This is a genomic window from Nitratireductor sp. J20-h4, assembly GCF_056780505.1.
In genome coordinates, this window is sequence record NZ_CM165557.1 from 1,717,080 (window position 1) to 1,732,086 (window position 15,007).

The following is a 15,007-nucleotide window of genomic DNA, read 5'->3' on the forward strand; positions in this document are numbered from 1 at the left end:
GGTGCAGAGACCGCCTCGCAATGTCCTTTGGCCCGCATCTTCTTCTGGCCACGCTGGAAGGCCTGGTTACCGCCGCCGTGCTGGCGTTGACCGCGCTCGGCCTGTCGCTGGTGTTCGGCGTCATGCGCGTGGTCAACGTCGCCCATGGCGAGTTCTTCATGCTGGGCGCCGTGCTCGCCTGGTTCTTTTCCACCCTGGTGACCGGCAGTCCGGCGACGGGTTTCCTGCTGGCGCTGGTGCTGTCGCCGCTCGTCGTCGGGCTGGTCGCGCTGCTTTGCGAGCGCACGGTGCTGCGCCGGCTCAACTACGATCCCGAGGCCACGATCGTGGCCACGATCGGCATGCTCTACATCATCCAGCAACTGGCGCTAACCTTTTACGGGCCGGAGGCGCGGCCGGTGCAGGCGCCGTTCAGCCTGCGCATCGCGCTGCCCTGGTTCGGGTATTCCGGTTACAAGCTGGCGGTGATCGCCGCCTCGATCGGGCTGATCGTGGCCACCTGGCTGGTGCTGACGCGCACCCGCATCGGCCTGATCATGCGCGCGACTCAGTTCGATCGCGAGACGGCGCAGAATTTCGGCATTCCGGTCGACAAGGTCTATGCCGCCGTGTTCGCGCTCGGCGCCATGCTGGCGGCGGTCGCCGCGGTGCTGATCGTGCCGATCCAGCAGGCGCATTACCTGATGGGGCTCGACCCGCTGCTTCTGTCCTTCATCGTCGTCATCATCGGCGGGCTGGGCTCGCTGCGCGGCACGGTGGTGGCGGCGGTGCTGATCGGCCTGTCGGACGGCATCATCTCGGTGTTCTTTTCGCCGACGCTCGCCAAGATGATCGCCACGCTGCTCGTTGCCCTGGTGCTGGTCTTCCGCCCGCAGGGCCTGTTCGGCCAGGCGGCGCGCTGATGGCGGGCCGGGCGACGACACGCGCGCTGGTTTTGCACCTGGCGGTGCTGGCGGTCCTGGTGCTGCTTTACTGGATCCTGCCCGACTATCATCGCGGCGTTCTGGCCAGGGTGCTTGTGCTGGCGGTGTTCGCCGCCGGCTACAATATCGTGTTCGGTTACGCCGGCCTGCTCAGTCTCGGCCATGCGATGTTCTTCGCCGCCGGCATCTACGGCGCCGGATTGCCCGTCTACCATCTCGACTGGGGCGTCGGCGCGGCCTTCGCCGCCGGCGTCGGTTCCGGCGCGCTGCTGGCGCTGGTGGTCGGCATGCTGGCGCTGCGCACGACCGGCGTCGCCTTCATGATCGTGACGATGATGTTTTCGCAGGTGTTTTACCTGACCACGCTCTATTTCACCCAATGGACCCGCGGCGAGGAGGGGCTGGTGCTGCCGCAGGCGGCGCGCCGGATGGCGCTGCCGGGCCTGGAGATCGACCTGAGCGATCCCGCAAGCCGCTATTTCGTCGCCGTGGCGTTGTTTGCGGTCGTGCTGATGGCAAGCCTGGCGATCGTGCGCGCGCCGTTCGGACGCGTGCTGGTGGCGATCCGCGAAAACGAGGAGCGGGTGCGCATGCTGGGTTACGACGTGTTTTCCAACAAGCTCGCCGCCATGGTGATTTCAGGCGCGTTCTGCGCGGCGGCCGGCGCCGCTTACGCGGTGCTGTTCGGTTATGTCGGTTCCACCTTCGCCACGATCCAGTATTCGATCCTGCCGCTTTTATGGGTGTTGCTCGGCGGCGCCGGCACGGTGCTGGGGCCGCTTCTGGGCACCGTGTTCATGTTCTACGTGGTCGACATCACGTCGGGCTACACCTCCGCCTATCTGCTGATCGTCGGCGTCGCGCTGATCGTTCTGGTGCTGTTTTTCCCCAAAGGCGTGCTCGGCACGATCCGCGAAAGGTGGCTGAAATGGCTGCCGTGAGCCCGTTGCTGCAGACGCGCGGCCTGAGCCGGTCCTTCGGCGGTCTGCGCGCCGTCGACAGTGTCGATTTTTCGCTCAACGAGGGCGAAATCCGGGCGATTATCGGCCCGAACGGCGCCGGCAAGACGACATTCGTCAGCCTCGTGTGCGGCCGCATCGCACCGAGCGCGGGCACGATCCTGTTCGAGGGCGTCGACGTGACCCGGCTGCCTGCCCATCAAAGGGTCAAGCGCGGCATCGCCTACACGTTCCAGATCACCTCGATCTTCGCCAATCTGAGCGTGTTCGACAATGTGGCGCTTGCCGCCCAGCGCCGGCTGATCGACCATGCCGAGCGAGGCGGCAGCCGGTTTTCGGCGGCCGATCTGCGCCGGGGCGTCGCCAGCGCGCTGGAGCGCGTCGGGCTTGCCGACCGCGCCGAGCAGGCCGCCGGCAAGCTCGCCTACGGGCATCAACGCCTGCTCGAGGTCGCCATGGGTCTGGCGCTCGAACCGCGGCTGTTGATCCTCGACGAACCCACCCAGGGCCTGTCGGACGCCGAGATCGATGGCTTCATCGCGCTGGTGCGCGACATCGCCCGCTCGGCGACCGTGCTTCTGATCGAGCACAACATGCCGGTGGTGATGGCGCTCGCCGACCGGATCACGGTGATGAACAATGGCGCGGTGCTGGCCGAGGGCACGCCGGCCGAAATCCGCGCCGACAGCGCCGTCCAGCATGCCTATCTCGGGACGCCCGACGATGACTGACATCCTCACCATCAACAAGATCAATTGTTTCTACGGTGATGTTCATGTGCTGCGCGACTTTTCTCTGACCCTGCGGCAAGGCGAGGTTCTGTGCCTGCTCGGCCGCAACGGCGCCGGCAAGACCACCGCGCTAAAGGCGGTGATGGGGCTGGTGCCGGTGCGTTCGGGCGAGATCCTGCTAGGCGCGGACGATCTCGCGCGCCTGCCCGCGCACGAGGTGCCGCGCCGGGGCGTGGCCTATGTGCCGCAGGGAAGGCGGCTGTTTTCGGAACTGACGGTGGCCGAAAATCTCGAGATCGGCCTGATGACGCGCGGCCGCGGCGACGACACGCGCGAGGCGGTGCTGGCGCTGTTTCCGGTTTTGCGCGAGCGGCTGGCCCAGCGATCGGGCACGCTGTCGGGCGGCGAGCAGCAGATGCTGGCCATGGCGCGCGCGCTGTGCGTGGAACCGTCGGTGCTTTTGCTCGACGAGCCGACCGAGGGGCTGATGCCGTCGATGATCGCGCGCATCCGCGAAACGGTGACGCGGCTGCGCGAACAGGGCGTGTCGACGATCCTGGTCGAGCAGCGCGTCGACGCGGTGTTGCCGCTCGCCGACCGGGTCGCCTTCATCGAAAACGGCGTCAACCGCGACGTGGTCGACGTCGAACGCCTGCGCGCCGAGCCGGAACTGGTGCGCCATTATGTCGGTCTGGGATAGAGGGTTTTCCCGCGGCCGCCCGAACCGGCCCAAACCGGTTCAGACCAGGCGCACCCCGGCCTCCTTCATCATGCCGGTCATCGCCGCCAGCGAGCCGCCGAGGTCGATCGCCCGGCAGGCTTCCATCACGACTTTGACGGAAAACCCTTCCTGGACCGCGTCGAGGGCGGAATAGGCGACGCAGAAATCGGTCGCCAGCCCGACCATGGTCAGGTCGGCGATGTTGCGCTCGCGCAGATAGCCGGCAAGCCCGGTCGGCGTTTCGTGATCGTTTTCGAAAAACGCCGAATAGCTATCGATCTCGCGGCGAAACCCCTTGCGCACGACAAGTTCGGCCTTGGTCCAGTCGAGCCCGGCGTGAAACGCGGCGCCGTCGCTGCCCTGCAGGCAATGGTCCGGCCACAAGGTCTGCTCGCCATAGGGCATGTCCACCGTCTCGAACGGCGCCTTGCCGGCATGCTCGGAGGCGAAGCTGGAATGGCGCGGCGGATGCCAGTCCTGGGTCATGATGACGTGATCGAAGGTCTCGATCAGCCGGTTGACCACCGGCACGATCTCGTCGCCGCCGGTAACAGCCAGCGCGCCGCCGGGGCAAAAGTCGTTTTGCAGATCGATCACGAGCAGCGCTTTGTCGGCCATGTGCGTCCTCTTGCGGCTGGGCTGGAGCGGCGCGCAGAAGGCGCGACCGGCGCCATGGTGACCGCAGCGGTCGGCTTTGACAAGTCACGGCGGACTGATATCATTTGCATACGAATGAATTTGCCGCGTTGGAAACGCCGGTTCGCGACCGGCGGCGATGAGGGAAAACCCCGTTGGCAAACTACGCCCGACCGCAGACGCTGGAGGAGGCTCTCGATCTGCTCGCAAAGGGGCGGTGGCGGGTCCTGGCCGGCGGCACCGATTTCTATCCGGGGCAGGGCGCGCGCCCGATCCGCGAAAACATTCTCGACATCAACCGGCTCGACGAACTGCGCGGCATCGCCCGGACGGACGATGCCTATGTCGTGGGCGCCCGCACCACATGGTCCGAGCTGATCGCCCACGATCTGCCGCCGTCCTTCGACGCGCTGAAGGCGGCCGCGCGCGAGGTCGGCTCGGTCCAAATCCAGAACGCGGCCACGGTGGCCGGCAATCTGTGCAACGCCTCGCCGGCCGCCGACGGCGCGCCGCCGCTGCTGGTGCTCGACGCCAGTGTGGAAATCGCCGCCCGGGCCGGCCGCCGCCGGGTGCCGCTCGACGCCTTCGTGCGCGGCAATCGCGAGACCGCGCTGGCGCCGGACGAAATGGTGGTCGCCCTTGTCGTGCCCAGAACCGCGACGGCCGGAAGCAGCGGTTTCGTCAAGCTCGGGGCGCGGCGTTATCTGGTGATCTCGATCGCGATGGCGGCCGCGCGCGTCGCGTTGGCCGAAGACGGCACGATCGGCGAGATCGCGCTGGCGCTCGGCGCGTGCTCGCCCGTCGCCCGGCGCATGACGACGCTTGAAAAGGCGCTGCGCGGCCGCCGCCCGGACGCAGCGCTCCACTTCGGCCCCGACCAGCTTGTCGAATTGTCGCCGATCGACGACGTGCGCGCCAGCGCCGCCTATCGGCGCGAAGCGGCCGCCGAGATTTTGCGCCGTGCGATCCGGCAGGCCTGCGACGATGGCGCGGGCAAGGAGAAGGCAGCGTGAGCCCGGTGCGCGAAACGATCGGCTTTACCCTCAACGGCGCGCCGGTTTCAGCCGAAGTCTCGCCGGTGGCCAGGCTTTCCGCCGTGCTGCGCGACGAACTCGGCGCGACAGGCACCAAGCTCGGCTGCGACGCCGGCGATTGCGGCGCCTGCACGGTGCTTGTCGACGGCGCGGCGGTCTGCGCCTGCCTGATGCCGGCCGCGACCGCGGCGGGCCGGCGCATCACCACCGTGGAGGGGCTCGCCAACGGCCGGCTGTCGGCCTTGCAGGCTTCGTTCCTGCGCCACGGCGCGGCCCAGTGCGGCATCTGCACGCCGGGCTTTCTGGTCGCCGCGACCGCGCTCCTGGACCGCAATCCCGCCCCGAGCGAGGAAGAGGTGCGCGACGCGCTCGGCGGCGTGTTGTGCCGCTGCACCGGCTACCGCAAGATCATCGCCGCCGTGATCGACGCCGGTCTGCCCGAAACCGGCCGCGACAGCCCGCCGCCCGAAACCGGCCGAGCGGTCGGCGCGGCGGTCATGCGCCTCGACGGGGTGGCGAAAGTCACCGGCGCGGACAGGTTCGGTGCCGACGAACGCCCGACCGGCGCGCTTTCGGTGCTGGTGATCCGCTCGCCGCACTGGCATGCGCGTTTTTCCTTCGGCGACCTCGACGGTTTCGTGGCCGCGCGCCCGGGCCTCGCCGCCGTCTTCACCGCCGCCGACATTCCCGGTCGCAACCGCTTCGGCGTCATCGGCCCGTTTGCCGACCAGCCGGCGCTGGCCGAGGGCACCGCGCGGTTTCGCGGCGAGGCGGTGGCGCTGGTCGCCGGCGAGCCGGCGGCGATCGCGGCCCTCGATCCGACAGAATTTCCGGTCGACTGGCACGCATTGTCGCATGTGCTCGACCCGGCCGAAGCCGTCGCGGAAGGGGCCGGCCTCGTGCACGACGATCGTCCGGGCAATATCCTGACCCAGGGCCTGGTCGCGCGCGGCGATGCCGAGGCGGCGATCGCGGCCGCCGCGGTGTCGGTCTCGGGCACGATCGAGACCGCCTATGTCGAGCACGCCTATATCGAGCCGGAAGCGGGTTATGCGCTGGTTGACGGCGACACGCTGGTCGTCAGGGCGTGCACGCAGGCGCCCTATATGGACCGCGACGACACCGCCGCCGTGCTCGGCCTGCCGCCGGACAAGGTGCGTATCGTGCCGGCGGCGACCGGGGGCGGGTTCGGCTCCAAGCTCGACGTCTCGCTGCAGCCGCTGATCGGGCTGGTGGCGCTGAAGACCGGGCGGCCGGCGGTGCTTGCCTATACGCGCACCGACTCAATGGCCTCGACCACCAAGCGCCATCCGGCCTCAATGCGCGCCACGCTGGCCGCCAATGCCGACGGACGGATTGCCGGGCTGGCATTTGCCGGCGATTTCAACACCGGCGCCTATGCGAGCTGGGGGCCGACGGTCGCCAACCGCGTGCCGGTGCACGCCTGCGGGCCCTATCTGACGCCTAATTATCGCGCCTGCGCGCGGGCGATCCACACCAACGGCCCGGTCGCCGGCGCGTTTCGCGGTTTTGGCGTGCCGCAGGCGACCATCATGCTCGAAACGCTCTACGACGCGCTCGCCGCGAAGCTCGGCATCGACCGGCTGGAACTGCGGCGGCGCAACGCGCTTGCCGACGGCGACAGGACCGCGACCGGGCAGGTGCTGGCGTCCGGCGTCGGCATCCGCGCCTGCCTGGCCGCGCTCGAACCGCATTGGCGGCGCGCGCTGGCCGACGCCGAAACGGCCAACGCGGCGGCCGGCGACGGTCCGGTGCGGCGCGGCGTCGGCATCGCGTCGTGCTGGTATGGCTGCGGCAACACCTCGCTGCCAAACCCCTCCACGATCCGGGTCGGCATTTCGGCCGCCGGCCGGGTCGTGCTGCACCAGGGCGCGGTCGATATCGGCCAGGGCTCCAACACGGTGATCGCCCAGATCTGCGCCGACGCCGCCGGCCTGCCGCTGGCCGCCTTCAGCCTCGTCGACGGCGACACCGGGAAGACCCCCGACGCCGGCAAGACCTCGGCCTCGCGTCAGACCTATGTCAGCGGCAAGGCGGCGGAAAAGGCCGGCCGCGCCCTGCGCGAAAAAATCCTGCGTTATGCCAATGTCTCGCCGCAGGCCCGCATCGAGATCGAGCCCGGCCTGCTGGTCGTGCGCGAGGGCGAGGCGCGCCGGCAGATCGCGCTCGACACGCTGCCGCTCGATGCGCGCGGTTACGTGTTTTCGGCCGAGGAGAGCTACGACCCGCCGACGACGGCGCTCGACGAGAACGGGCAGGGCGTGCCCTATGCCGTTTACGGTTACGGCGCGCAGATCGTCGAACTTGCGGTCGACCGCAGCCTCGGCACGGTCGCGCTTTTGAAAATCACCGCCGCGCACGATGTCGGCCGCGCCATCAACCCGCAACTCGCCGAAGGCCAGATCGAGGGCGGCATCGCGCAGGGGATCGGCATGGCGCTGATGGAGGATTACGTGCCCGGCCGCACGGAAAACCTGCACGACTATCTGATCCCGACCATCGGCGACGTGCCGCGGATCGAGACCATTCTGGTCGAAATCGCCGACCCGGAAGGCCCGTTCGGCGCCAAGGGGCTGGGCGAGCACGTGCTGATCCCGACCGCGCCGGCGATCCTGAACGCCATTCGCGACGCTACCGGCGTTTTGGTCGACAGGCTGCCGGCGACGCCGAGCCGGGTTCTGGCCGCGATCCAGGCGGCGGAGGCGGGGCGATGAGCGAATTGTCGGAACGGTTCGAGCCGTCGCCGGAAAGGCCCGACCCCAGCGGCGAAAAGATCCGCTGCGATGCCTGTCCGGTGATGTGCTACATCGCCGACGGACGCACCGGCGCCTGCGACCGCTACGGCAATGTCGGCGGCAAGATCGTGCGCACCGATCCGCTGACCATCCTGCACCACGCCGCCGAGGAGGGCACGCCGCTGGTGCCGTTCCTCGACCCGGAGGAGCCCTGGGACGGCGAATTGGTCAACACCGGCCGCCGCTTCGTCTCCGCCATCGGGGCCGGCACCACCTATCCCGACTACAAACCCGCCCCCTTCATCGTCAGCCAGGAGGTCGAGGGCGTCGATCTGGTGACCGTGGTGACGGAGGGGATTTTTTCCTATTGCGGGGTCAAGGTGAAGATCGACACCGACCGCCATATCGGGCCCGAGACGGCGACGGTGCGGGCCAACGGCGAGCCGGTCGGCCACGTCACGACCGCCGAATACGGTTCGCAGATGCTCTCGCTCGGCGGGGTGCGCCACCTGACCGGCGGCTCCAAGGCCGAGGGACGGGTGACCTGCGACACGCTGCTGGCGCTGTGCAACCGCCAGCCGGTCGAGCTGACGGTCGACGACGGCGCGGCGCTGGTGGTGGAGGCCGGCAAGGCGCCGGTGATCGACGGCCGCCAGGAACAGCGCATGCGGGTCGGCTGCGGCTCGGCGACGATCGGCATGTTCGCCAGCCAGTGGCGCGACCTTGTCGACGAGGTGGTGGTGGTCGACGACCACATCACCGGCGTGGTGTCGGAACACCAGGCCGGCAAGGTGCTTGGCTGGCCCGACACCGGCATCAAGATCATCGGCCGGCGCTCCACGCCAGGCCGCTATTTCAAAGTCTCCGAACCCGGCCTCGGCTGGGGCGGCACCACCATCGCCGACCCGCTGGAGATTCTCGGCCCCTTCAACGCCAGGAAGGGCGCTAGGCCCGGCCTGTCGCTCTTGATGGTGTCGACCACCGGCGAGCAATTCGCCTATTACGAGCTCGACCAGGACTTAAAGCCGGTAACGAAGCCTTTTCCGGATCGCTTGAAGAAATCCGTCGATCTTATTGAAGATAATTGCGAACCGGCTTTATGTACGGTGCTTTTCATGGGCGGAGCCGGCGGGTCGCTCCGCGCCGGCGTGACAGAAAACCCGGTCAATCTTACCCGCTCGGTCCAGGGTCTGAACACCTATGTCACCTGCGGCGGCGCGCCGGTCTATGTCTGGCCGGGCGGCGGCATCACTATCATGGTCGACGTCACCCGCATGCCGCAAAACGCCTTCGGCTACGTGCCGACGCCGGCGCTGGTGGCGCCGGTCGAATTCACCCTGCGCCGCGACGACTATATCCGGCTCGGCGGTTACGCCGACGAGATCCGTTCGGTCGACGACATCGTGGCGCGCGGCGGGGCGTATCACAATCCGCGCCGGGATACGCCCGCGCCGGGCGGCAATCCCTGGCCGCCGCTCCGCCAGAGGCGGCGGGAACGGCCATGAGCGGGCCGTGGATCGCCTGGCTGCCGGACGGGCGGCGCCTGCACATGCAGCACGGTCCGATCGACCTGATCGTCGAGGCGTTCGGCGCGCCGGCCGAGCGCGCGGCCGGCTACCGGCAGGCGGCGGCCCGCTTTTCCACCGTGCTCGACGAGCTGGCCGGCGAGCTCGGCGCCCTGCGCGCGCCGTCGACAAACACCCCGCGCCATTTTGCCGGCGCCACCGCGCGCCGGATGGAGCAGGCGGCGTGCCCGCATGCCGGCCGTTTCGTCACCCCAATGGCCGCCGTCGCCGGCGCGGTCGCCGACGAGGTGCTGGCCGCGCTGGTGACCGGGCGCGAACTGGAGCGGGCCTATGTCAACAATGGCGGCGACAGCGCCGTCTTCCTCGCGCCCGGGCAAATGATCCGTCTTGCCGTCGCCGGCACGGGGCACGGTTTTTCCGACCGGGTGACGATCGATGCCGACGATCCGGTGCGCGGGATCGCGACCTCGGGCTGGCGCGGCCGCAGCCATTCGCTGGGCATCGCCGACGCCGTCACCGTTTTGGCCGCCAACGCGGCCGCGGCCGACGTCGCCGCGACCCTGATCGCCAACGCCGTCGACCTGCCGGGACATCCCGCGATCGCGCGCGCGCCGGCCAATACGCTGTCGCCCGACAGCGATCTCGGCGCGCGGCCGGTCACGACCGGGGTCGGCGCGCTCGATGCGGTGGAGATCGACACGGCGCTGGCGCGCGGTCTCGCCGCGGCCGAAACCTGCCGCGCGCGCGGCCTGGTCGTCGCGGCGGCGCTTTTTCTTCGCGGCGCCTGCCGCCTGTCCGGTTCCTTCGGCGCCATACCGGCCGGGACCTTTCAAGGAGATTTGCTCGATGCCTGACTTTCCGATCCGCAAGCTGGCGGTGTTTTTCGAGGAGATCGTCCACGACGGCGGCCCGGCGGCGGACCACCCGCGCCGGCGCGCGGCGGCGATGGCGCTGGTCAAGAACCCGTTCGCCGGCAAATATGCAGAAGACATCGAAGCAGCGATGGACGAGTTGAAACCGCTCGGGGCCGACCTGACGGAACGGCTGATCGCCGCGCTCGGCGGCGACGCGGAGAAGATCGACGGCTACGGCAAGGGCGCGATCGTCGGCACGCGGGGTGAGATCGAGCACGGCGCGCTGTGGCACGTGCCGGGCGGATACGCCATGCGCGAGCGATTGCCGAAATCAATGGCGATCGTACCCTCGGCGATGAAGGTGGCGGGATTCGGGGCCACGCTCGACATTCCGCTCGGCCACACCAACGCCGCCTATGTGCGCAGCCATTTCGACGCCATCACCGTCAGCGCGCCCGACGGGCCGCGCCCCGACGAAATCCTGTTCTGCCTGGCGATGAGCTGCGGCGGGCGCGTCCACGCCCGCATGGGCGGTCTGGCCGCCGGCGAGGTCAAGGGACTGGACGGGTTGCGATGAGCGAAGCGGCGAAGGCGGTCCGGCCGGAAAGGGCGGCGGCGGAACGACCCTACAGGCTCGAAGACCATATCGGCTTCGTGCTGCGCAAGGCCAACCAGCGCCATCTGGCGCTGTTTTCCGCCCGTATTTCCGACCTGACGCCGCCGCAATTCGCGACGCTGGCCAGGCTGGAGGAGGTCGGCGAGGCCTCGCAGAACCAGCTCGGCGCCCTGATCGCCATGGACGCGGCCACGATCAAGGGGGTCATCGACCGGCTGAAGGCGCGGGGTCTGGTCGAGCTCGACACGCACAAGGAGGACCGCCGCCGGCTGGTGGTGCGGCTGAGTGCCGAGGGGCGCGAGACGCTGGCGCGGCTGCGGCCGCTTGCCTTTGCCATCACCGAGGAGACGCTGGCGCCGCTGACCGGGCGCGAACGCACCAGCCTGATGCGGCTCCTGGCCAAGATCGGCTGAACGGGCGACGGCACGCCTGCGGCGCTTCAGGCCTCGTCGTCGGCGAGGTGTTGGGCCGTGACGCCGAATTTTTCCATTGCCTCGGCTTCGGTGTAATAACCGAGCGCGACGTCGCGGCGCACCAGGGCGGGATCGCGTTCGCGCGGGTTCCCGTAACCGCCGCCGCCCGGCGTGCCGACACTGACGCGGTCGCCGGGTTTGAGCGCGATGTCCTGTTCCTTCGACAGATGTTGCGGCACGTGGGCGATCCCGTCGCGCCACACGGTGACGGTGTTGACGCCGCCATCGGCGCCGCCGAGCACACCCTGCGGGCCGAACCGGCCATGGTCCATGACGAAGGAGGCGCGCGCCTCGCCGCGCAGGAGCTCGACCTCGTAGGCAAGCCCGAAGCCGCCGCGATGTCGGCCGGCGCCGCCGGATCCCTCGCGCAGCGCGTAGTGGCGGTAGAGGATCGGATAGGCCTGCTCCATCACCTCGATCGGCGGCGATTTGGAAATACCGATGGTCGAACAGCCATTGCTGAGCCCGTCATGGTCGCTGTTGCCGCCATAACCGCCGCCGGAAATCTGGTACATGACGTAATCGCGCCCGCGCGCCGGATCGTGGCCGCCGAGGGCGAAATTGCCGGACGAGCCGGCCGGTGCGGCCGTCACGTGCTCGGGCAGGGCCTGGACCAGGGCGGCGAACACCGCCTCGGCGATGCGCTGCGAGACCTCGGCCGCGCAGCCGGAGACCGGGCGCGGATAATGCGCGTCGAGAAACGTGCCTTCGGGGCGGCGGATCTCCAGCGGCTCGAACGCGCCGGCGCTGAGCGGCACGTCGGGAAAGATGTGGCGCATGGCGAGGTAGACCGACGACAGCGTGGTGGCGAGCACGCTGTTCATCGGCCCCGCGCAGGGCGGGCTCGAGCCGGCAAAGTCGAACACCAGCCGCTCGCCGGTCTTTTCGACCGCGAGCGCGATCGTCAGCGGCCGGTCGACGACCCCGTCGGAATCGACATGGGCCGTCGCGCGATAAACGCCGTCGGCGATGTCGGCGATACGCGCGCGCATCTGCTCGGCCGCGCGCCGGCGCAATTCGGCGATCGCGGCCAGAACGGTGTCGTCGCCGTAGCGGTCGAGCAGGGCGCACAGCCGCTCCTCGCCGACCATCAGCGCGGCGGCCTGGGCCTTGATGTCGCCGATGCGCTGGTCGGCGACGCGGATATTGGAGGCGATGATGGCGTGGATTTCGGGATCGAGTTCGCCGCGCTTGAAAAGCTTGACCGGCGGCAGCCGCAGCCCCTCCTGCTCGACGGCGGTGGCCGACGCCGAAAATCCGCCCGGAACCGAGCCGCCAATGTCGGGCCAGTGGCCGGTATTGGACAGCCAGCAGAAAATTTCGCCGTCGCGCCACACCGGCCGGGCAAAACGCACGTCCATCAAATGCGTGCCGCCGAGATAAGGGTCGTTGACGATATAGATGTCGCCCGGCTCGGGCGGCAGGCAGCGCCCGTCGGCGATCATCTCAATCAGCGTACGGGTGGAATATTCCATCACGCCGACAAATACCGGCAGGCCGCCGACGCCCTGGGCGATCAGCGCGCCGTCGGCGGCGGCATAGATGCCGTCGGAGCGATCATTGGCCTCTGCGATCACCGGCGAGAACGCCGCGCGCGAAAAGGCCAGATCCATCTCGTCGCAGACCTGCTGCAGCGCGGCCTGGATGACGGTCAGGGTGATCGGGTCGAGCTCGGCCATCGCTCACGCCTTTGCAACGGTGATGATCAAATTGCCGTCGCCGTCACTGATTGCCCGGTCGCCGGGTTCCAGCACGGTGGTGGCGTCCATCTGTTCCAGGATCGCCGGGCCGTCGATGCGGGCCGCAAGCGGCAGTTGTTCGCGGGCATAGACGGGCGTGTCCAGCCAGTCGCCGGCAAACCAGACCGGCCGCGTCTCGGTGCGCGCGGCGGCGAGCGTGTCGGCGCGTCCGGCCGGATCGATCAGCGTCGACAGGTCGAGTTCGGGGCGGATGCCGATCACCGAGGTGTTGAGATTGACCAGATTGGCGCGGATTTCCGGCAGTTTTACCTTGAAACGGGCGAAATAGGCCTTTTCGAACAAGGCCTGCAGCGTGGCGCGCTCTACGGCGGGGCCGGGCAGCGCGACATTGAGCAGATGGGTCTGGCCGACGAACTGCATGTCGGCGGAATGGGCGACCTCGACGCGTTCCGGCCGCACCGCCTCGCGCGCGATCAGGTCGCGGCCCTCGCCGGCCTGTTCGTTGAGGATCGCCTGCACCGCCGCCATGTCGAGATCGGCCAGCGGCCGGTTCAGCGTTCTGACGAAATCGTGCCTGAGATCGGCGACCACGCAGCCGAGCGCGTTGGTGATACCGGGCCGGGCCGGCACAATGACGCGCGGAATGCCCAGTTCGCGGGCGAGCGCGCAGGCATGCAGCGGGCCCGCGCCGCCGAAGGCGAACAGTGAGAAGTCGCGTGGGTCGTGCCCCTTGGCGATCGAGACCATGCGGATGGCGCCGGCCATCCTGAGATTGCCGATCCTGAGCACGGCACCGGCCGCCCCGGTCGCGTCGAGGCCGAGCGGCGCGCCGAGCGTGCGCGCAAACACGTCGCCGATCGCGTCGAGATCGGCCGCCCCGTCGACTGAAAGCAGCTTTTGCGCATTGAGCCGGCCGAGCAGCAGATTGGCGTCCGATACGGTCGGCCGGGTGCCGCCGCGGCCGTAGCAGATCGGCCCGGGCACCGCGCCGGCGCTCTCGGGGCCGACCTCCAGCAGACCGGCATCGTTGACGCGGGCGATCGAGCCACCGCCGGCGCCGACCGTGCGCACGTCCACCATCGGCACGTGGATCGGCATGGCGTATTCGATCTCGATCTCGTTGGAGACCGCCGGGCGGCTGGCGCGCACCATGGCGACGTCGGTCGAGGTGCCGCCCATGTCGTAGGTGACGACGTCGCCGAAACCGGCGCGCCGCGCGGTATAGGCGGCCGCCATCACGCCGGAGGCCGGGCCCGACATCACCGTCTTGGCGGCCTCGCGCGCCACCAGTCCGGCTGAAATCATGCCGCCATTGCCGTTCATGACCAAAAATTCGCGCTTGTAGCCCTGACCGCGCAGGTCGCCGCGCAGCCGCTCGACATAACGCTGCAGGATCGGCTGCACGGCGGCGTTGACGGCGGCGGTCACGCCGCGTTCGAACTCGCGCGCCTCCGACAGCAATGCGTGCGCCATGGTGATGTGGTCGTTGGGCCAGAGCTCGACCGCGATCTCGGCGGCGCGCAGCTCGTGGCGGGGATTGGCGTAGGCGTGCAGGAAATGAATGACGAGCGCTTCGCAGCCGCGGTCGCGCAGCCGGACGACGGCGGCGCGCAGTTCGTCCTCGTCGAGCGGCGTGTGCACGGTGCCGGCCGCCGTCATGCGCTCGCCGACTTCGAGCCGCAGGTCGCGCGCGATCACCGGCTCGAAGCGGCCGGTCATGCCGTAGGGCTGCGGTCGGGTGCGCCGGCCGAGCTCGATAATGTCGCGAAAGCCGCGCGTGGTGATCATGCCGGTGCGCGCCAGCCGGCGTTCCAAGACCGCGTTGGTGGTGGTGGTGGTGCCGTGCACGATCAGGTCGATCGCCTCGACGGCAAATCCGGTCTGGGCGAGCGCGTCGACCACGCCCTCGGCCTGGTTGGCGCCGGTGGTGGGGGTCTTGGCGAGCCGCACCCGGCCGCCCGATGCCGCGTCGATCAGGATCAGGTCGGTAAAGGTGCCGCCAACGTCGATGCCGGCCACGGTTGAGGCGGGGCCGGCGCGGTTTTTTTCGTCCATCTCGGTTTTCCCGAACGCGCGGC

At 69.2% G+C, this 15,007-nt stretch carries 13 protein-coding genes; 10 read left to right on the plus strand and 3 right to left on the minus strand.

Annotation, left to right across the window (positions count from 1 at the left end):
• Positions 1 to 20: 20 nt before the first annotated feature.
• The 4 genes from ACT2B0_RS08375 to ACT2B0_RS08390 are packed head-to-tail and all read left to right on the plus strand — an operon-like array spanning position 21 to position 3,313.
• Positions 21 to 902, plus strand: coding sequence for a branched-chain amino acid ABC transporter permease (locus tag ACT2B0_RS08375; RefSeq protein WP_473463483.1), 882 nt, complete (start codon positions 21 to 23; stop codon positions 900 to 902).
• Entirely contained in the window at positions 902 to 1,864 is a 963-nt protein-coding gene (locus tag ACT2B0_RS08380; RefSeq protein WP_473463484.1) for a branched-chain amino acid ABC transporter permease, read from the plus strand. The genes ACT2B0_RS08375 and ACT2B0_RS08380 overlap by 1 nt, the downstream gene beginning before the upstream one ends.
• Positions 1,861 to 2,613 (plus strand): ABC transporter ATP-binding protein, encoded by a 753-nt coding sequence (locus ACT2B0_RS08385; RefSeq protein ID WP_473465866.1) that lies wholly within the window; start codon positions 1,861 to 1,863, stop codon positions 2,611 to 2,613. The genes ACT2B0_RS08380 and ACT2B0_RS08385 overlap by 4 nt, the downstream gene beginning before the upstream one ends.
• Entirely contained in the window at positions 2,606 to 3,313 is a 708-nt protein-coding gene (locus tag ACT2B0_RS08390) for an ABC transporter ATP-binding protein (RefSeq protein WP_473463487.1), read from the plus strand. The genes ACT2B0_RS08385 and ACT2B0_RS08390 overlap by 8 nt, the downstream gene beginning before the upstream one ends.
• A 39-nt stretch (positions 3,314 to 3,352) precedes the next feature.
• On the opposite strand, the gene pncA is transcribed toward ACT2B0_RS08390, so the two are convergent.
• Positions 3,353 to 3,952 (minus strand): bifunctional nicotinamidase/pyrazinamidase, encoded by a 600-nt coding sequence (pncA, locus tag ACT2B0_RS08395; RefSeq protein ID WP_473463489.1) that lies wholly within the window; start codon positions 3,950 to 3,952, stop codon positions 3,353 to 3,355.
• Positions 3,953 to 4,125: 173 nt separating this feature from the next.
• On the opposite strand from pncA, the gene ACT2B0_RS08400 reads away from it, so the two are divergent.
• The 6 genes from ACT2B0_RS08400 to ACT2B0_RS08425 are packed head-to-tail and all read left to right on the plus strand — an operon-like array spanning position 4,126 to position 11,169.
• A complete protein-coding gene (locus ACT2B0_RS08400) occupies positions 4,126 to 4,983 on the plus strand; it encodes an FAD binding domain-containing protein (protein ID WP_473463492.1) in 858 nt (285 codons plus the stop codon).
• A complete protein-coding gene (locus ACT2B0_RS08405) occupies positions 4,980 to 7,739 on the plus strand; it encodes a molybdopterin-dependent oxidoreductase (protein WP_473463494.1) in 2,760 nt (919 codons plus the stop codon). The genes ACT2B0_RS08400 and ACT2B0_RS08405 overlap by 4 nt, the downstream gene beginning before the upstream one ends.
• The gene (locus ACT2B0_RS08410) at positions 7,736 to 9,265 is read left to right on the plus strand and encodes a 6-hydroxynicotinate reductase (RefSeq protein ID WP_473463496.1); all 1,530 of its coding nucleotides are present in this window, start codon (positions 7,736 to 7,738) and stop codon (positions 9,263 to 9,265) included. Before ACT2B0_RS08405 ends, ACT2B0_RS08410 begins: the two co-directional genes overlap by 4 nt.
• Complete coding sequence (locus ACT2B0_RS08415; RefSeq protein ID WP_473463498.1) at positions 9,262 to 10,140, plus strand: UPF0280 family protein; 879 nt, start codon at positions 9,262 to 9,264, stop codon at positions 10,138 to 10,140. The genes ACT2B0_RS08410 and ACT2B0_RS08415 overlap by 4 nt, the downstream gene beginning before the upstream one ends.
• Positions 10,133 to 10,717 (plus strand): amino acid synthesis family protein, encoded by a 585-nt coding sequence (locus ACT2B0_RS08420; protein ID WP_473463501.1) that lies wholly within the window; start codon positions 10,133 to 10,135, stop codon positions 10,715 to 10,717. Before ACT2B0_RS08415 ends, ACT2B0_RS08420 begins: the two co-directional genes overlap by 8 nt.
• The gene (locus tag ACT2B0_RS08425; protein ID WP_473463504.1) at positions 10,714 to 11,169 is read left to right on the plus strand and encodes a MarR family winged helix-turn-helix transcriptional regulator; all 456 of its coding nucleotides are present in this window, start codon (positions 10,714 to 10,716) and stop codon (positions 11,167 to 11,169) included. Before ACT2B0_RS08420 ends, ACT2B0_RS08425 begins: the two co-directional genes overlap by 4 nt.
• Before the next feature lie 26 nt (positions 11,170 to 11,195).
• Here the strand turns inward: ACT2B0_RS08425 and ACT2B0_RS08430 are convergent, their stop codons facing one another.
• Together ACT2B0_RS08430 and ACT2B0_RS08435 are read right to left on the minus strand one after the other, a co-directional pair.
• Positions 11,196 to 12,908, minus strand: coding sequence for a hydantoinase B/oxoprolinase family protein (locus ACT2B0_RS08430; RefSeq protein WP_473463506.1), 1,713 nt, complete (start codon positions 12,906 to 12,908; stop codon positions 11,196 to 11,198).
• 3 nt (positions 12,909 to 12,911) lie between these two features.
• Positions 12,912 to 14,984 carry a hydantoinase/oxoprolinase family protein gene (locus ACT2B0_RS08435; protein ID WP_473463509.1) on the minus strand — a complete coding sequence of 691 codons (2,073 nt, stop codon included), beginning with the start codon at positions 14,982 to 14,984 and terminating at the stop codon, positions 12,912 to 12,914.
• Positions 14,985 to 15,007: the final 23 nt, after the last annotated feature.